The 18,105-nt window shown below is 69.7% G+C and carries 16 protein-coding genes; 4 read left to right on the top strand and 12 right to left on the bottom strand.

Features of this window, described 5'->3' with window-relative positions:
* Positions 1-48: 48 nt before the first annotated feature.
* A complete protein-coding gene (locus ACWD3H_RS35680) occupies positions 49-900 on the bottom strand; it encodes a universal stress protein (RefSeq protein ID WP_451958144.1) in 852 nt (283 codons plus the stop codon).
* A 75-nt stretch (positions 901-975) separates the two neighbouring features.
* The gene (locus tag ACWD3H_RS35675; RefSeq protein WP_451958143.1) at positions 976-1,866 is read right to left on the bottom strand and encodes a universal stress protein; all 891 of its coding nucleotides are present in this window, start codon (positions 1,864-1,866) and stop codon (positions 976-978) included.
* Positions 1,867-2,162: 296 nt separating this feature from the next.
* On the opposite strand from ACWD3H_RS35675, the gene ACWD3H_RS35670 reads away from it, so the two are divergent.
* Complete coding sequence (locus tag ACWD3H_RS35670) at positions 2,163-4,265, top strand: glycoside hydrolase family 65 protein (protein WP_451958142.1); 2,103 nt, start codon at positions 2,163-2,165, stop codon at positions 4,263-4,265.
* Positions 4,266-4,376: 111 nt separating this feature from the next.
* Positions 4,377-5,018 (top strand): response regulator transcription factor, encoded by a 642-nt coding sequence (locus tag ACWD3H_RS35665; protein WP_355559500.1) that lies wholly within the window; start codon positions 4,377-4,379, stop codon positions 5,016-5,018.
* Between the two features lie 12 nt (positions 5,019-5,030).
* Here ACWD3H_RS35665 and ACWD3H_RS35660 read toward each other — a convergent pair whose 3' ends face one another.
* The gene (locus ACWD3H_RS35660) at positions 5,031-6,731 is read right to left on the bottom strand and encodes a sensor histidine kinase (RefSeq protein WP_355559502.1); all 1,701 of its coding nucleotides are present in this window, start codon (positions 6,729-6,731) and stop codon (positions 5,031-5,033) included.
* A gap of 156 nt (positions 6,732-6,887) precedes the next feature.
* On the opposite strand from ACWD3H_RS35660, the gene ACWD3H_RS35655 reads away from it, so the two are divergent.
* Positions 6,888-7,751, top strand: a complete 864-nt coding sequence (locus ACWD3H_RS35655) for a universal stress protein (protein WP_451958141.1) — start codon at positions 6,888-6,890, stop codon at positions 7,749-7,751.
* Positions 7,752-7,947: 196 nt separating this feature from the next.
* Here ACWD3H_RS35655 and ACWD3H_RS35650 read toward each other — a convergent pair whose 3' ends face one another.
* Positions 7,948-8,496, bottom strand: a complete 549-nt coding sequence (locus ACWD3H_RS35650; protein WP_355559508.1) for a dihydrofolate reductase family protein — start codon at positions 8,494-8,496, stop codon at positions 7,948-7,950.
* A gap of 103 nt (positions 8,497-8,599) precedes the next feature.
* A complete protein-coding gene (locus ACWD3H_RS35645; protein WP_350925988.1) occupies positions 8,600-9,196 on the bottom strand; it encodes an NADPH-dependent FMN reductase in 597 nt (198 codons plus the stop codon).
* Between the two features lie 150 nt (positions 9,197-9,346).
* Here ACWD3H_RS35645 and ACWD3H_RS35640 point away from each other — a divergent pair, with 150 nt between their 5' ends.
* Positions 9,347-12,655 (top strand): BTAD domain-containing putative transcriptional regulator, encoded by a 3,309-nt coding sequence (locus ACWD3H_RS35640; RefSeq protein ID WP_451958140.1) that lies wholly within the window; start codon positions 9,347-9,349, stop codon positions 12,653-12,655.
* A gap of 164 nt (positions 12,656-12,819) precedes the next feature.
* Here the strand turns inward: ACWD3H_RS35640 and ACWD3H_RS35635 are convergent, their stop codons facing one another.
* The 7 genes from ACWD3H_RS35635 to ACWD3H_RS35605 form a co-directional block, all read right to left on the bottom strand.
* Positions 12,820-13,914, bottom strand: coding sequence for a TIGR04500 family putative peptide maturation system protein (locus ACWD3H_RS35635; RefSeq protein WP_451958139.1), 1,095 nt, complete (start codon positions 13,912-13,914; stop codon positions 12,820-12,822).
* A 2-nt stretch (positions 13,915-13,916) separates the two neighbouring features.
* Positions 13,917-14,903, bottom strand: a complete 987-nt coding sequence (locus ACWD3H_RS35630; RefSeq protein ID WP_451958138.1) for an MvdC/MvdD family ATP grasp protein — start codon at positions 14,901-14,903, stop codon at positions 13,917-13,919.
* A 204-nt stretch (positions 14,904-15,107) separates the two neighbouring features.
* Positions 15,108-15,266, bottom strand: coding sequence for a hypothetical protein (locus ACWD3H_RS35625; protein WP_451958137.1), 159 nt, complete (start codon positions 15,264-15,266; stop codon positions 15,108-15,110).
* Positions 15,267-15,637: 371 nt separating this feature from the next.
* The gene (locus tag ACWD3H_RS35620) at positions 15,638-16,924 is read right to left on the bottom strand and encodes an ArsB/NhaD family transporter (protein ID WP_355559526.1); all 1,287 of its coding nucleotides are present in this window, start codon (positions 16,922-16,924) and stop codon (positions 15,638-15,640) included.
* Complete coding sequence (locus ACWD3H_RS35615; protein WP_355559529.1) at positions 16,921-17,382, bottom strand: CBS domain-containing protein; 462 nt, start codon at positions 17,380-17,382, stop codon at positions 16,921-16,923. The genes ACWD3H_RS35620 and ACWD3H_RS35615 overlap by 4 nt, the downstream gene beginning before the upstream one ends.
* A 44-nt stretch (positions 17,383-17,426) precedes the next feature.
* Complete coding sequence (locus ACWD3H_RS35610) at positions 17,427-17,693, bottom strand: hypothetical protein (protein ID WP_350925982.1); 267 nt, start codon at positions 17,691-17,693, stop codon at positions 17,427-17,429.
* 34 nt (positions 17,694-17,727) lie between these two features.
* On the bottom strand, positions 17,728-18,072 hold the full coding sequence (locus tag ACWD3H_RS35605; RefSeq protein ID WP_355559532.1) for an SPFH domain-containing protein: 345 nt from the start codon (positions 18,070-18,072) through the stop codon (positions 17,728-17,730).
* Positions 18,073-18,105 lie beyond the last annotated feature (33 nt).

The raw sequence follows: 18,105 nt of genomic DNA, 5'->3' as shown, positions 1-18,105 counted from the left end.
TCGTCTCTCGCCGCCGGTAAGCGGATGTCGCCCTCTCCGGCCGTCCGGTCAGGTGTGCCGGGGTGTCACGACCAGCGGGCAGACGGCGTGCTGCAGCAGCGAGTGACTGACCGAGCCCAGCAGCAGCCCCGCGAGGTCCCCGCGGCCACGTGACCCCACGACCAGCAGATCGGCCTGTGCCGAGGCGTTCTTCAGCACATCCACCGGATGCCCCTGCTCCACCTGCTCGGTGACCGTGACATCCGGATAGCGCTCACCCCAGCCGGCCAGCGCCTCGGCCAGCAGCCGCCGCTCACCCTCGGCCGTCTCCTCGGCGGACGCCAGGGCGAACGGCCCCCCACCGATGACGGGCTGGTTCCAGGCGTGCACCGCCCGCAGGTCGGCACCGCGCAGGGACGCCTCGGCGAAGGCGAACTCGATGGCCGACACGCCTGCCACGGAGCCGTCGACTCCGACGACCACCTCACCGCCCGACCGCGCGGGCGTCGTCCGTATGACGGCGACCGGGCAAGGGGCATGCCCGGCCACGCCCAGCGCGACCGACCCCAGCAGCATGCCGGAGAAACCATCCCGGCCGTGACTGCCGACCACCAGGAGGTCGGCGTCCCGCGCGGCCTTGATCAGGACGTCCCTGGGATCGCCGGGCAACAGCGACGACTCCACCTTGACCCGGTTGTCCTCCTTGCGGGCCCGGTTCAGCGCGTCCGTCAGCATGGACGTGGCCCCGTCGCGCATCCATCGGCCCACGTCGGCGTACGGAGCGTCCTCGGTCATCTCCAACGGCCAGGCCACCATGACGTGCACGACGCGCAACTCGGTGTCGTGTAGCCCGGCCTCCCGCACGGCCCAGCTCACGGCCTCAAGCGCGGCCTGTGAACCGTCGACTCCCACCAGGATCATATTGTTCCCCCTTCGAACCTCCGGCCGCCCCCGCGGCAGAAGCCGATGCAGCTCTCCTACCCTCGTGGCCTCCGGTCACCCAGATGGGGCGCGCGGCCCCCGACCGGTGGGCCTGGTTGATCTGACGACCGCGACGGGGCAGCGAGCATGGTGGAGAACCTCACGGCTGACCGATCCCAGAAGGACCGAGCCGACGGCGCCGAGGCCGCGAGAACCCACCACGAGCAGGTCCGCCCGCGTCGAGGCGGCCAGCAGTGCCGGCACCGGGCGCGCACGCGTCACCTCCGAGACGACCTCGACCGCGGGAAACCGCTCCCGCCAGCCGGCCAGCCGCTCCTCGGCCACCCGGCGCTGTGCGCACCGGATCTCTTCGCTGTCCCCGCCCGCCTCCGGCGAGAACGCATGAAGCGGCGTCTGCCAGGCGTAGACCGCGCGCAACCCACATCCGCGTAAGGCGGCCTGCTCGAAGGCGAACCCGAGAGCGGGTTCGCACTCGGCGGAACCGTCGACACCCACGACCACCTCGCCGTACGCCTCGGCACAGCCATGCCTGACGACCACCACCGCGCCGCGTACGTGGCCCGCCATCCGGATGGGAACCGAGCCGAGCGGCGATCCGGCGAAACCGCCCAGGCCGCGGTTGCCGACCACCAGTTCGACCGCCGTTTCCGCCTGCCCGCACAGAACGTCGGACGGCGTTCCCTCGATCAGCTCGGTGGTCACCCGGACATCCGGCCTCCGCTCCATCGCCGCCTTGGCCGCTTCGGTGAGCACCTGCTCGCCGAAGCACGCCAGCCGGCCGGGCCGGCCCGGTGCGGGAAACCCAACAAGATCGTGCGGCCAGCGGTCCATGACGTGAACGATCCGCAGGGACACCCCCCGGCGGACGGCGTCGTCGACCGCCCACTCCAGGGCCGCGGTGGCGGCGGCCGAGCCATCCGTTCCGACAGCGATCGATTCGGTCATCACTTCCCCCGCAGCCCATCGGATCGCGGCACCGGCGCTCCCCCACAGGGGCGATCGTCCCTGGGCAGGGGGACCTTTGTCCCCTCCCGTGCACAATGCCCGACCTTCCGACGAAGGTCCCTGCGCCATAGGGCCGATCAGCCCTAAAACCGCCGTGAAAAGTGCCGTACCGTGCAGACGGAAGGGAGTACCCATGACTCTCCCGGCAGTCAGGGCAAGCCACTTCGCCTCCGCTCCCATCACCGGCGTCGGCCTCGTCACCGATCTGGCACAACCACAACTTCACGGGAGAAGACGTGAACCCCTGGCTCCTCATCTATGACGGCTTCGACCCCACCCAGGAGGGGCTGCGAGAGGCGCTGACGACGCTCGGCAACGGCTACTTCGCCACCCGGGGCGCCGCGCCGGAGTCACACGCCGACGGGGTGCACTATCCCGGCACCTACGTCGCCGGCTGCTACGACCGGCTCGTCTCCCAGATCGCGGGACACCCGGTGGAGAACGAGGACCTCGTCAACGTGCCGAACTGGCTGTCCCTGACCTTTCGCGCCGAAGGCGGCGACTGGTTCGCTCCCGGCAACGCCGAGATCCTGGCCCACCGCCACACGCTCGACATGCGCCAGGGAACTCTCACCCGATTCCTGCGGATACGCGACTCCCAAGGCCGGATCACCCGAGTGGAACAGCACCGCCTGGTCTCGATGGACGACCCACACCTGGCCGCCCTCACGATGACGATCGTTCCGGAGAACTGGAACGGATCGCTGGAGATCCGCTCGGCCCTGGACGGGCGCGTCACCAACGCCGGAGTCGCCCGCTACCGCGAGCTGGACGGCCGGCATCTCGTTCCGATCTGCGGGCACGCCGCCCACGGCGTGATCGAACTACTGACCCGCACCGCCACCTCCCGCGTGGAGATCGCACTCGCCGCCCGCACCACACTGGCCGACGGGCGCTGTCACGCCGGCGTCGAGGAGGGCTGGGTCGGCGACGACCGCACCGTCGAGGTGAAAGCCGGCGACGAGGTCACCGTGGAGAAGATCGTGGCCCTCTACACCTCCCGCGACAGGGCGATCGCCGAGAGCGAGGCCGCCGCGAGAAGCGCCGTCGTACGCGCGGGCTGCTTCTCCACCCTCCTCAAACGGCACGCCCGGGCCTGGGACCGGTTGTGGCAGCGGGCACACGTCACCGCCCAGGACACCGAGGTGCAGCAGATCCTCAACCTGTACGTCTTCCACCTGCTGCAGACGGCCTCCCCGCACATCGCGGAACTCGACACCGGCCTACCCGCCCGGGGCCTGCACGGCGAGGCCTACCGGGGCCACGTGTTCTGGGACGACCTGTTCGTCATCCCCTTCCTCGCCCCACGCCTGCCCGAGATCACCCGGGCACTGCTCAGGTACCGGTGGCGCCGCCTGCCCGAGGCACGCTGGGCCGCCCATGCCGCCGGATACGCCGGAGCGATGTTCCCCTGGCAGAGCGGAAGCGACGGCCGGGAGGAGACACCACGCCTGCACTTCAATCCCCGCTCCGGCCGCTGGCTCCCCGACCGCTCACACCTGCAGCGCCACGTCGGCCTGGCCGTCGCCTTCAACGTGTGGCAGCACTACCAGGCGACGAAGGACACCGCCTTCCTGGCCGGTTTCGGCGGCGAGTTGCTGCTGGAGGTGGCCCGCTTCTTCGCCTCACTCGCGACCTGCGAGAAGGGGCGCTACGCGATCCGCGGCGTGATGGGCCCGGACGAGTATCACGACGGCTACCCCGACCGGGCCGAACCCGGACTGGACAACAACGCCTACACCAACGTCATGACCGCCTGGCTGATGCGCCGGGTCCTGGACATGATCGGCCTGGTCGGCCCCGAGGGGGTCGGCCAACAGGAGATCGAACTGTTCACCGCCCTGACCCGGCGAATACGGGTGGACTTCCACGAAGGGGTGATCAGCCAGTTCGAGGGATACGCGGGCCTGGAGGAGCTGGACTGGGCCGCCTACCGGAAGGAGTACGGAGACATCCGGCGGCTGGACCGCATCCTCGAAGCCGAAGGCGACACGCCGAACCGGTACAAGGCCTCCAAACAGGCCGACGTGCTCATGCTCTTCCATCTGCTCGGCGAGGAAGGGCTCGACGAGATCCTGACCGGCCTTGGCTACGAATGGAACGCCGCAATGGCCAAGAACACCGTGGACTACTACCTGGCCCGCACCTGCCACGGCTCGACGCTGAGCGCCGTCGTCCACGCCGGAGTACTGGCCCGCCTGTGCCCCGGCGCCTCACACCCCTTCCTGACGGAGGCGCTGAACAATGACGTGCGAAACCTCCAGGCGGGAACCACCTCCGAAGGAATCCACCTGGGAGCGATGGCCGGGGCGGCCTGCCTGTTCGAGGCAAAAACCTGATCACCGGCCCTCGCCGCCGGCTCGGCGCCGAAGACATCGGGACCGCTCACCGCACGACGGCAGGGACCCTCGTCCTTACCGCCGGCACTCCGGGAAGGATAACCTCAGGACATGATTCGCGTGTTCCTGGTCGACGATCACGAAGTGGTACGGCGCGGCGTGGCCGCACTGCTGGAATCCGAAGGCGACATCGAGGTGATCGGCGAAGCGGGAACCGCCGAGTCGGCGGTGGCCCGCATTCCAGCACTACAACCGGACGTCGCGGTTCTGGACGTGCGCCTGCCCGACGGCAACGGGGTGGACGTGTGCCGTGAGGTCCGCTCCAAAATGCCGGGACTGGCCTGCCTGATGCTGACCTCCTTCGCCGACGACGAAGCCCTGTTCAACGCCGTGATGGCGGGCGCCTCCGGCTACGTGCTCAAACAGATCCACGGCTCGGACCTGGTCGGCGCGGTACGCACGGTGGCGGGCGGCGAATCGATGCTGGATCCGCAGACGACCTCCGCCATGCTGGCGCGACTACGCGACCAGGCCGTCAAGAAAGACCCCCTGGCCGCCCTGTCGGACCAGGAACGCCACATCCTGGAACTGATCGGCGAAGGCCTGACCAACCGGCAGATCGGCGAGCGAATGTACCTCGCCGAGAAAACAGTCAAGAACTACGTCTCCAACCTGCTGTCCAAACTGAACATGCAACGCCGCACCCAGGCCGCCGCCCTGGTGACACGGCTGAAGACCAACCACCCCGAATGAGCGGACCTTCGGCTAGGTGAGGGACGCGCTCCAGATCAGGCGGGTCCCCGCCTCCGGAGAGGACTCAACCGAGAAGGACCCGCCAAGCCGTTCGGCCCGCTCCTTGAGATTACGCAACCCACTGCGCCTGCACCCCCCGGGCACCCCGGCCCCGTCGTCCACCACGGTGAGAACGAGCCGATCGCCTTCGATCTCAACGGTCACCTCGGCCCTGGAGGCCCTGGCATGCCGCACGATGTTGGACAGAGCCTCCCGCAGAGCGGCCAGCAGGTGCTCCGCGACCCGCTCCGGCACGCCGCCATCCAGCGGCCCCTCCATCATCAGGCCCGGCATGAAACCCAGATGGGCCCGCGCGCCCTCGACCAGTTCCACGATCTGCGTGCGCAGACCACGACCGCCTTCCTGAAGAGGAGCCTGCAGGGCGAAGATCGTCGAGCGGATCTGCCGGATGGTCCTGTCCAACTCGTCGATCGCGTTACGCAACCGCTCAGAGGCCTCAGACCGCTCCACGAACCGCGCGGTGCCCATCAGCGTCATGGCGACGGCGAACAACCGCTGAATCACCACATCATGCAGATCCTTGGCGATCCGGTCACGATCCTCCAGCAGGCTCAGCCGCTCGGCGTCCACCCGCCTCTCCGCCAACTCCAGGGCGACCGCGGCCTGCCCGGCGAAGGAGTGCAGGGTGCGCAACTCCGCCTGGCTGAACGGGACACACCCCGGATGCTTACCCAGCAGCAGCACACCCCGCACCCCTCCCGCCGCGCCGATCGGCACCGCGGCCACCGTACCCGGCAAGACACGGCCGGTGATCACGGTCAGAATCTCCGCCTCGGCCGAATCGGTGACCATAAGCGGCTCACCGCTGGTGAAGGCCAGACCGGCAAGAGAGTCGGCGACAGACGTCTCCGCATGAACCGCCTGCTCACCACCCGGCCCGTCGGCGACAACCGCTCGCAGGACCTGCCCGCCCTCCTCGGGCAACAGGACCGCGACGAGATCGGCACCGGCCATCTGCCGCGCTCGCCGCGCGATCAACGTGAGCACCTCTCCCGGCTCCGCCCCCGACAGCAGACTGGTGGTGACCTCCGCCGAGGCCTGCAGCCACATCTCCCGCCGCCGGCTCTCCTCATACAGCCGGGCGTTCTCGATCGCGACACCGGCGGCGGTGGCCAGCGCGGTCACGATCGCCTCGTCCTCGTCGTCGAACTCCCCTCCCCCACGCTTCTCCGTGAGGTAAAGATTTCCGAAAACCTCCTCACGCACCCGGATCGGCACCCCCAGAAACGACCCCATCGGCGGATGGCCGGGCGGAAAGCCGTACGACTCCGGATGATCACAGATGCGAGCCAGCCTCAGCGACTGCGGTTGCTTGATCAGCAGGCCGATCAGGCCAAGGCCGTGCGGCCAGTGCTCGATGCCCGCGATCTCCTCCTCGCTCAACCCCACCGGGACGAACTGAACGAGTGTGTTCTCCTCACCGATCAGCCCCAGAGCGCCGTAGGTGGCGTCGACAAGGGAGATCGCGGTCTCCACGATCCGGCGCAGCACGGTCTCCAGATCAAGCTCACCGCCCACCGAGACGACCGCGTCCAGCAGCGCGTGCACCCGGTCACGGGTGGCAAGCACCGCCTCCAGACGCACCCTCAGCTCCGACAGCAGCTCGTCCAGCCGCATGTGCGGTACCAACGCGCCGGGTTCGAACTCCCCCATACTGCGAAGTCTCGCACCCCGGCACGGGACGTGCGCTCCCCCACCGGGCACCCCGCTTCAAGATCGAAAAGCATCGGGCCAGCGGAGACACGGTTCCAAGGCGGGTACATAGCCTCCATACGGGCGCGACCCGGCTTCCGTCCCAAGGTGGTGCTCATGGCAGAACCCGTCATCGTCGGCGTCGACGGCTCGGACTCCTCACTCCAAGCCGTGACCTGGGCCGCACGAGAGGCCACCCTGAGAAACGCGCCCCTGCACCTGGTACACGTCACCCTCCGCTGGGCCTACGACGTCCCCCTCGTCCCGCAGCCCGCCCACTGGGGACCCGCGGCGGAGTCCGCCTCCCGGAGGCTACTGCGCCATGCCTCCGAGCGGGCCCTCGCCACCGCCCCCACCGTGACGGTCAGCACCGAGATCGCCGATGGCGCCACCGCAGAGGCGATCATCGCCGCGGCCGAAACCGCACAGATGATCGTTGTCGGCAGCCGGGGCCGCGGCGGATTCGCCGGGCTGCTGCTGGGCTCGGTCAGTCGCGCCCTCGCCGATCGATCCCCCTGCCCGGTGGTGGTCGTGGGCCAACCCCGCACCGAGCACGGCACCGAGATCGCCGTCGGCGTCACCGGACGCCCCGGCCAGGAACACATCCTGGAGTTCGCCTTCCACGAGGCCATGCTGCGCGGCCTCCCCCTGCGGATGGTGCACGCCTGGATCCATCCGGCCGTCAGGGCACCCGGCGACATGCAACCGCTCGTCTTCGACCTCGAAGGTGTCGGTCAGGAAGAGGCGCGCCTGCTGGCCGAGTCCATCGGTGGCTGGCGGGAGAGGTTCCCCGACGTGCCCATCGTCGAGCAGGTGGTACACGAACACCCGACCAGAGCACTCATCGACGCCTCGGCCTCCGCCGAACTGGTCGTCGTGGGCGCCCCCGGCTCCGCGTGGCTCCTCGGATCGACGGTGCACGCCCTTCTCCCCCACGCCCACGCGCCCGTGGCCGTCATCCAGCACGCGCGCCGGGTCTGAGCTCTCGCTCCGTACTGTCGTGCCGGTCGATGGTTTGTCAGGTTTTTGGTTATTTAACCTTGAGCAGCGCCTTTACAATGTAGATCGCTAAATATGGCCATTCTGCCCGATACGGTCGCGCGGAACGGCCGTCTGGAACGTCAGACCTGCCGCCCCGGCCAGGAGAGCAGGGCCGTCTCCCCTGGCCGGGGGGCGTTCAGCCGGCGCTCGCCGGCCGGTAGGTGAGGATGACGACTCCCGAACCGAACGTCGCGGTGTCCGTGAGCTCCAGGGTCGCCTCGGTGCCCTCACGGAACAGACGCTCCCCCTGGCCGCGGACGACCGGGTAGAGCCAGATCCGGTACTCGTCGAGGAGGCCGTGCTCCATGAGCGTGTCGGTGAGCCGGCCACAGCCCCAGATCAGGATGTTCCCGCCGAGTTGCTCCCTCAGCTTGGCCACCTCGGTGACGAGGTCGTCTCCGTGGATGATCGTCGAGTTGTTCCACTCGGCCTTCTCCAGGGTCGAGGAGACCACGTACTTGGGAATGCTGTTCACCCGGTCGGCGTAGGGGTTGCCGCTCATCGACGGCCAGGCCTGCGCCATGCCGTCGTAGGTGGCCCGTCCCAGCAGGAGGGCGTCGGCGGCGAAGAGCAGGCCGAGGGCGTACTCGCCGCTCCCCGCGTTCGCGTACTGCATGGACCACAGGTGGGGGTTGTCGATGAAACCGTCGAGCGTCGCGTAGGTCGAAGCGATGATCTTACCCATTGGTGTCTCCGTGATTCCGGCGTTCGGCGAACGCGCTGTTGTGTGAAACGCCCCGCTGTTCTCCGCGGCGCGAGGGATTTCCTACGGTCGTGTCCTGCCTGGTTCAGACGGTGTAGGGACGTCTGGCGCGGGCCTCGCGTAGTGCGTGGGCCCACCAGGTCAGCTGGTCCAGAGTGGTCTTGACCGCGGTGTCGCACGGCGCGCCGGCTCTGGGCCAGCTGCCGTCGGCGGCGAACTGCTCCCAGTAGCGGGGCAGCGCGACACCGTCGCGGATGGCCACCGCGTGCAGCTCGGTGAACACCTCACGCAGCTGCGCGGCGGCCAGCAGACCGCCGGAGTCGTTGCCGTAGGAGACGAACGCGACGGGCTTGGCCCGCCACTCCGGGTAGAACCAGTCGATGGCACTCTTGAGCGGAGCGGGAAAGCTCCGGTTGTACTCGGGAGTCACCACCACGAACGCGTCGGCATCGGCCAGGCGCGGCGCCAGCGCCGCCACCGGGGCGGGTGGCGCCTCGTCCTCGGCCATGAGCGTGCCGGGCAGGGCGACCTCGGCCAGATCGATCAGGTCGATCTCCAGATCGGCCCGCCTGCGCGCCCGCGCCACGAACCAGGCCGCCACCGTGGGGCCGAACCGGCCGCGACGGGTGCTGCCGACGATGACCGCCACCCTCAACCGGTCGCTCTCGTGCGTCTCCGCCATCTCCGGCCTCCTTCGCCTCCGTGTCCGGCTCGATGTGCTCCACCCTGCCTGGAGGGACTTACGGTCTTCTTCTCGCGGACCTACCGTCGGCTGTTGTGATCGACACGAACCCGGTAAGCCGTTCCTCTATGTCGGGTTATCGTGTCGATCATGCGTTTTGGGATACTGGGGCCACTGGCCGTCTGGACGACGGACGGACGGTCCGTCACGATCCCCGGGGTGAAGGTCCGCGCCCTGCTGGCCGACCTGCTCCTGCACGAGGGACGCCCGGTGCCCGCCGACCGGCTGATCGACGACCTGTGGGGCGAGGACCCGCCGGCCAATCCCGCAGGCGCTCTGCAGGTCAAGGTCTCGCAGCTACGGCGCGCGCTGGAGGACGCCGAACCCGGTGGCCGGGAGCTGGTCGCACACCACCCGGCTGGATATCTGCTGAAGGCCGACACCGACGCCGACGGCTTCCGATCGCTGGTCGCCGAAGTGGGAAGGACCGGCGACCCGCGGGCCAGAGCGGCGCTGCTCACCGACGCGCTCGCCCTGTGGCGCGGCCCCGCCCTGGCCGACTTCGCCGACGAACCCTTCACCGGCCCCACCGTCGCGCGCCTGCACGAGGAGTTGCTCACCGCCCGCGAAGAGCACGCGGAGACCCGCCTCACCCTCGGTGAGCATGCCCGGCTCGCCGCCGAACTGGGCGATCTGCTCACCCGGCATCCCCTGCGAGAACGGCTGCGCGCCGCCCACATGCGCGCCCTCTACCGCTCCGGACGGCAGACAGAGGCGCTCCGCAGCTACGAGGAACTCCGCGACCACCTCGCCGACGAGCTCGGCCTCACCCCCGGCGCCGACCTCGGCGCCCTGCATCGGGCCATCCTCACCCAGGACCCCGCCCTCGACCCGCCGGCACCACCCACCGGCGCCGCCGGACCCGCCACCAACCTGCCCACCCCTCTCACCCCCCTGATCGGCAGAGAGCACGCGGCCACCGAGCTCCGCGCCCTGCTGGGCGCCAACCGCCTGGTCACCCTCACCGGTCCCGGCGGAGTGGGCAAGACCCGCCTCGCCGTCAAAGTCGCCGGGCGCCTGACCGGCCCCTCCCCCGAGTCGCCCGCCGTCCCCTTTCCCGACGGCGTGTGGCTGGTCGAGCTCGCCTCGCTCGACCGGTCCGGGGCGTCGGACGCGGTGTCCCGGCTCGCTGAAACGATCATGACGGTGCTGGACATCCGAGCCCCCCTGGCCCCATCGGAGCCGACGTCACCTCGGGACCGGCTCACCGGCGCCCTGCGCTCCCGGCGGCTGCTCCTCGTGCTCGACAACTGCGAGCACCTCGTCGAACCGGCCGCCGAACTCGTCCGGCACCTGCTTGAGGCCATCCCCGCGCTGCGCATCCTCGCCACCAGCCAGGAACCGCTCGCACTGACCGGCGAGGTGATCTGGAACGTCCTGCCCCTGGACACGCCCCGCCTCACCGAGACCGACCTGCCGACACTGCGAAAAACCGGTTCCGTACAGCTGTTCGTCGCCCGGGCGTCCGCCGCCGGCGGAGATTTCACCCTGGACGCCGACACCGCCCCGGCGGTCGCGACGCTCTGCCGCCGCCTGGACGGCATCCCGCTGGCCCTGGAACTGGCCGCCACCAGGGTCCGAGCCCTGGGAGTCCACAACCTCGTCGACCGCCTCGACGACCGCTTCCGCCTCCTGGCAGGCGGGCACCGCGGCGCCCCACCCCGCCAGCAGACCCTGCACGCCATGATCGACTGGAGCTGGGAGCTCCTTACCCATCCGGAACGTCTCACCCTCCAGCGCCTGGCCGTTCACACCGGCGACTGCACCCTGCACGCCGCGGAGAACGTCTGCGCCGCCGGGGACCTCGCCTCCGCCGACGTCCCCGACCTCCTGGCACGCCTGGTAGACCGCTCCCTGGTCACCGTCGTCCACACCGCCGACGGCCCCCGCTACCGTCTCCTGGAATCGGTCGCCGCCTACTGCGCCGAACATCTCCGCCGGACAGGCGAGCTCGAACGCCTGCGACAACGCCACCGGCGCCACTACACCGACCTCGCCGAACAGGCCGCGCCGCACCTGTACGGACACCGGCAGCAACGCTGGCTGCACCGCCTGGACACGGAGACCGCCAACATCCGCACCGCGCTCGACACCGCCCTCGGCGCGAAGGACGCGGCCGGCGCGCTACGCCTGGTCAACGCGATGGCCTGGTACTGGTTGCTGCGTGGACGGCTGACCGAAGCCCGGCGATCCCTGGCCTCCGCACTGGCCCTCGCCGACGAGGCGTCCGCCTCCCGGACCTCCGCGCTCCGCGCCGGTGCGCTGGCCTGGGAGACCGGGATCGGTTTCCTCCACGGTGACGTCGCGGACCGAGAGGATCGCCGCCGCGCGGCCCTGTCGATGTACGAGGACGCGGGCGATCCCGCCGGGCGTGCCAGGGCCGAGTGGTTTCTGGCCCACACCGGCATCGACCTGGGCGACCTGTCGGTCGCGGAGGACCTGCTGGACCAGGCGCTGCCGGCCTTCCAGGCGGCCGGTGACCGGTGGGGGACGGCCGCGGCCCTCGCCACCCGGGCCAAGCTCGCGCACGTACGAGGTGACCTGGCCGCGCTCGGACGCGACGGCGAACGGAGCGCGGAGCTGTTCGGCGAGCTCGGCGACCGCTGGGGCAGGCTGGAGGCCACCGGCTGGCTCGGCGCTCTGGCCGAGATGACCGGTGATCTCCAGCGGGCCGACCGGCTGCACCGGGACGGCCTGCACATGGCGGAAGAACTCGGACTCTGGCCCGAGGTCGCCGGACGGCTGGCCTGGCTCGGCTGGACCGCCCTGCAACGCGGCGACTACGCCCAGGCCAGGGAGACCTGTGAGCGGGCACTACGGCTGGCGGCCGAGCAGGGCCACCGGACCGCGCAGATCTTCGCCACGATGGGGCTCGCCTTCGCGGCCCGTAGGGAGGATCTTCTCGATCTCGCCGAGACCCACCTGCGCGACCTGCTGAACGGTGCCCCCGAGCAGAGCGCGGAGGAGACTCCGCCCCCGTACCTCCCCATGATCATGAGCGAGCTGGGATTCGTCGCCGAGCAGCGTGGCGACGCCGCCGCGGCCCTCGCCTCGCATCTGAAGTCCATCGACCTCGCGGCCAGATTCGAAAGCTCCCGTGAGATGCCAGGCGCCCTGGAGGGCCTGGCCGGGGCACTGACCCTCGCCGGAGACCACGACGGCGCCGCCCTGCTCCTGGGTGCGGGGGCCGCGGCCCGCGCGTCGGACTCCCCGCCGCCTCCCACGGAACGCGGCGACATCGACCGGATCACCACGCGGGTGCGTGAAGCGCTGGGCGCGGACCGCTTCACCGCCGGGTTCGAACGCGGCGGCACTCTCACCTCTCCGGAGATACGGTCCCTGCTGGCCCCGCCACCGGCCACGCCCGAGACGGCCGCGGCACGACCGCACCCGGAGTGAGCCCCGGCCTCGGACCGGGACGGTTTTCCGGAACATGGTCCTCGCGAAACGGACGAGCAGCTCGAAATGGCCGTCCGGAACCGGCGTGGACGGGGGAGGTCGGGCGGGGACCCGGTATGACGGGGCGCAGGGAGCGTCCAAGGACGCTCCCTGCGGGTGTCCCGTCAGGTGCGCAGGCCGGCGGTGAGCTCGTCGGTGCGGGCCCGGCTGCCCCAGAACCACTCCACGTGGGCATGTCGCCGTTGCTCCGCCAGCCAGTCATCGAAGATCCGCGTTTCGACAAGCCCGCGGGTCACCTCGTCGAGCACCGCCGGTTCCACGGCCAGTACGTACCCGACGTAGAAGCCGCCGTCCGGGAGTCTCGCGGGTCCGAGCACCTCCCCGGCCCGCGCGTCCGACGCCGCGGTGCCGAAGAGGGCGACCAGGTCGTCTCTGCCGTTCCCCTCCATCCGGCAGGTGGCCACCCCCTCCAGCACCGCCTTGACCGCCAGCGCGACGGGATCGGCTCCCGTCTCCCCGGCGCCCTCTCCGGCCCCGGCCGGTCGTCCGGCACGCAGAAAAGCGGCGGCGGCCTCAGCATGACCGGGGTCGGCGTACCGCAGCCTGACGACGCGCAACCGGTCGAACTCCTCGCGGTGGGCGGCGAAGAAGTCCTCCACACGCCCCTCGACCATGTCCCGGCGCAGGGCCGCCACCGCCGCCTCGCTCGCCACGATCTCCTCCAGGCGGGCATGGCTCAGGCCGTGCTCGGCCATCCACTCCCGTACCGCCTGTGCGGTCAGCAGCCCCCGGGCCCGGCGGAAGGCGTCCATGGCCTCTTGAAGCCGGTCAGTGGAGAGGTTCTGGTCGCGGACGTCCACAGCCTGCCCGACCAGGGCGGTGTTCACCAGACGCCTGGCGAGAGCGACATCGTCCCACAGCACGTCGAGCACCGAGACCACCTGCTGCATCGTGATGTCGATGCCGTTGACGCGCAGGACGAGCTGCTCACCGGAGCGCTGGCCTCCCCGCAGCGGCCAGGGGATCACCCGGTCCGGCGCGAAGGCCAGCGAGACGCTCCCCTCGGACGAGGGGAACAGCAGGTCGTAGTGGTACTCGTCGGTGGCCGCCTCGCGCTGCCACAGCAGCCGCATCCTCGTCTCCGGATACCGGGCGCGCAGTTCCGGCAGTCGCTCCCTGGCGTGCTCCGGCGACACACCGTCCAGCCCGCGCAGCCATTCCAGGGCGTCTCCCAGGAGATCGGGAGGTGTGGTCGGCATGGTCAGGCTCCTTCCAGTAACAGGTCGCAGACGGCCTCGCTGATCGGCAGACCGGTCAGCCTCTCGATCCACAACCACTGCCCCTCGGGGTTGATCTCCAGGAACACATACCGGCCGTCCGGGGTCAGGACCAGGTCGAAGGCTCCGAAGGCGAGCCCGAGACGGTCCGTCATCGCCAGGCACCGGCGAGCGACCTCGTCCGGAAGCCGGTGCACGTCGTGCGGGGTTACCGCGAGGTCGTAGCGGCGCCAGTCCACCCTTGCCTGGTTGCTGTTCTGCGAGTGGATCTCGGCCGCGAACACCCGCCGGCCGACGACGGTGACCCGCAGTTCCAGCCGCTTGGGCACATACTGCTGCGCGATGACCGGGCAGAACCGCAGGGCCTCCGCGTACGCCAGATCGCGGGCCGAGACGAAGTCGCACTTGCGGATGACCGTGTGGCCCTCCGCGAGGTTCTCCACCCACGGCATGCCCAGGGGCTTGGTGATGATGTGCCCGTCATGGCGGTTGTGAAAGTCCCACAGGGCGTCCGCCTGGGTCGCGATCAGCGTCTCCGGGATCTCGAAGCCCAGTTCGGCGGCCAGGATGAGCTGGGATGGCTTGTGCCCGGCCCGCTGGAGCATCGACTCCCGCGCGGGCACCGTACGGCACGGCAGGTGCTCCCAGAGGTCAGTGATCAGGTTCGCGCTCTCCTGGGCGGTGTAGGCCGCCACCGAGGGGTCGGTGATCGCCGGGTGGGCCTGCGGTGGTCTCGGGCGTCGCCACCACAGGGCGGTCAGCGAGTCCAGGTCGAGCGTGCCGGACTCGGTGTGCAGCAGCCGCCGGGCGAGTCCGCGAGTGGTGTACGCCAGCTCGACGTGGGCCCGGGTGAGGTAGTCCCCGTTGTCGAAGACGGTGGTACGGGCACCGCGTCCGGCCAGCAGGTGCCGGACGCGGTCGGCGTGTGGGTCGTGGTCACAGGTGAGGACGAGAACATGCGGGGGTGACACGGATCTCCTTGGAGAGCGGGCCTGCGCGCGGGTGACGGGCCACCGGGGAGAACAGGCCGCTCCGGACCCTGGGTGGCGGCGTCACCGGATGAGGGGACGGCGCACGTCCCCGCGTCCGGTGGACGGCGGCTACGGCCGGCTACACAGGCGACTGCTCGTTACCGGTCGACGTGGCAGCCGCCGGGCGGTTCGATGTAGCCCCTGTCACCCGCGCCGGTCGAGGGCGCAGTAGCCGGGCGGGTCCAGGTAATACATCGTCACCTCGCACATCTGACCGCCGCTGACGACGCTCAGCTCGCTCTCGTCCAGCTCCATGCCGACCGAGGTGATGTCCCCGAGTTCGGTACGCGGTGTCGTGTTCATGGGACGTTCCTCCTTTCCTTTTCGATGTGGGAAAGTGATGTCTCGCCCCATGCTGCGGATCTTGTCTTGCAGGTGACTTGGGAGCGACTGCGGGCACGCGGCCACGCCTCCTCAACAGGCGGTTTCCCCCGCGCCCTCCCCTGCCACGAGATGGGCGAGCGCCGCCACAGCCGCGGCCGGTCCCGGCGGGTCGATCTCCCCGCGCCCCGGTACCCGGTCCACAATGCTCTCGGTGGCGGCGGGCAGGACAGCCCGAGCCCCTGGCCGCCCGCTCCACCACCACGAAGTGCCTGGCCCGCCAGTGGGTGATGGCCGGCAGACCGGTGAGGTGCTCACCGTTGAAATCCCCCTCCCGTAGGAGGGGGAGGATGTCACATGAAGTAACGCAGCCAGACGTACGCCCAGGCCATGAGCGTGCTCAGCACCGTCACCACGATTCCGTACTTGGTGAACTGCCAGAAACTGATCGGGTGACCCGTCCGCGCCGCGATCCCGATCGCGACCACGTTCGCGCTGGCCGCCACCGCCGTACCGTTGCCGCCGAAGTCGGCCCCCAGCGCGAACGCCCACCACAGCGCCTGTCCGGTCGCCGCGTCGGGTGCCTGCGCCACGATCCCCTCGACGATCGGTGCCATCGTCGCGACATACGGGATGTTGTCGAAGAACGCGCCCAGCACGCTGGAACCGAACAGCAGCGACGTCGCCGCGAGGAAGTAGTCGTCGCCGACCGCCTCGATCGCCCACGTGCCCACCGTCGCGATCACGCCGGTCTCGACCAGACCCGCGACCATCACGAACAACCCGATGAAGAACACCAGCGTCGGCCACTCGACTTCCGACAGCACCTCGGAGACCGAGACCCGCGACAGCAGGAGCATCACTCCCGCTCCCACGAGCGCCACGATGGACGGCTCGATGTGCAGCACCGCGTGCAGCCCGAACCCCACCACCACCGCGGCGAGCACCGCCAGGCAGCGCACGAGCAGCTTGGGATCGGTGATCGCCCGCCGCTCCTGCAGTGCCATCACCGCGGCGACGTGCTCGGGGTTGTACTGGAAGGACCCTCTGAACAGCACCTTGGTCAGCAGCACGAAGGCGACGAAGACGACGACCACGACGGGCGCCATGTGCACCAGGAAGTCGTTGAACGTCAGTCCCGCCCTGCTGCCGATGATGATATTGGGCGGGTCTCCGATGAGGGTCGCCGCACCGCCGATGTTGGAGGCCAGCACCTCCGCGATCAGGTACGGCTGGGCCGGAATCCGCAGCCGGTCGCACACGACCACCGTGACCGGCGCCACCAGCATGATCGTGGTGACGTTGTCGAGGAAGGGCGAGGCGATGGCGGTGATCACCATCAGCATGACCATGAGCCGGTAGGGATCGCCCTTGGAACGTTTCGCCGCCCAGATGGCCAGGTAGTCGAAGATCCCTGTCTGCTTGATGATCCCTACGATGATCATCATCCCGAGTAGCAGGAAGATGACGTTCCAGTCGATGCCCTCGTGCTCGGAGAAGAACACCTCGGAGCCCGGTATCAGCCCCAGAACCGCCATCGCGCCCGCGGCGACAAGGACCACCTTGACCTTGTTCACCTTTTCGGTGGCGATGAAGAAGAACGCGACGAGGAAGATCCCTAGGGCGAGCAGCGCGCTCAAGACTCACCGAGGCCGAAGACGGCCAGGCTGGTGAGAAGCCGCTCCAGGGTGATCGCCCCGGCCAGCGAGCCGTCACGTTCCACCACTGCCACGATCGGACTGCGTATCCTGGCCATCAGCGCGGCCACCTCAAGGAGGTTCGCGTCCACCGGGACGGTCACCGGCCTGACGTGCTCGCGCGGCAGGCAGTCACCGACCGTGCGATTGCCCAGGTCCTGCCAGAACTGGTCCGCGTAGGCCTCGTCGATGGTCCTGGCCAGCGCGGGATCCTCCTGGTAGGAGCCGGGCACGGCCAGCCTCAGCACCTGGGTGCCCGGAAGTACCAGCTTGGGCCGCGAGCGGTCGTCCACGATGATGAGTCCGGGCAGGCGGCCGATCACCATGACCCGTACGGCCTTCGCGACGGAGTCACTCGTGGTGACCGTCGGAAGGCTCACCGCGATGTCGCGCGCTTGCATGGCACCTTCCTGTCGGGTGAGATGGCGCACCGCGGGCGGCGTGCTCACGGTGTCCCTCCTGCGATCTCGGCCATCCGCTGTTCGAGAATGGCCAGCCTGTCGTCCACCGACCGGCTGTGCAGGACCTGGGCGATCTGGTCTGCCTCGTCCTGCGCCAGGTGGATGGCCTGCGAGGGCTCATCACCCCCGCCGTACACCAAGATCCGCCGGGATCCGTTCCTGTCCACCATGACCGCCAGGTTCTGGCCGTCTCGGGTGACGAAGTGGAACAGGACCCCTTCACCGGGCACAGTCGTACGTGTGATGTTCATATCGGTGGTCACTCCCTTCCACTCGAAGCCGCGGTCACGAGGCGAGTCGTTCCGCCCAGCGGATCAGGTCCTCCTGGAGTCGCACCTCGACACGGGCGAGTGCCACGAGCGTCACCTCGACGCCCCAGTGGCAGGTCCCGTCATAGGCGTCGCCGGCGAGATCGACACACCGGGACAGCCGCGACAGATCGCGCTCCCCGACGTACCGGCGGATCTCGGCTTCGGCTGCGGCCAGCATGGCGGCGCCCGGCGAACCCGGATAGGAGGCGCACGCCGCGGGATCGGTGACCAGAGCCCGGGCGACCGCGTTGACGGTTATCGTGACACCGTCACGGGTGGCGGCTTCCAACCAGAGGATGCCGACATCGTTGGTACTCATCGCCTCTCCTGCCTGTTGGTGTCCGCCGCCCCT

The sequence above is a fragment of the Streptosporangium sp. NPDC002607 genome (assembly GCF_053592655.1).
The sequence above is the reverse complement of the archived record's forward strand: the minus strand, read 5'-3'. Positions and strand labels throughout refer to the sequence as shown.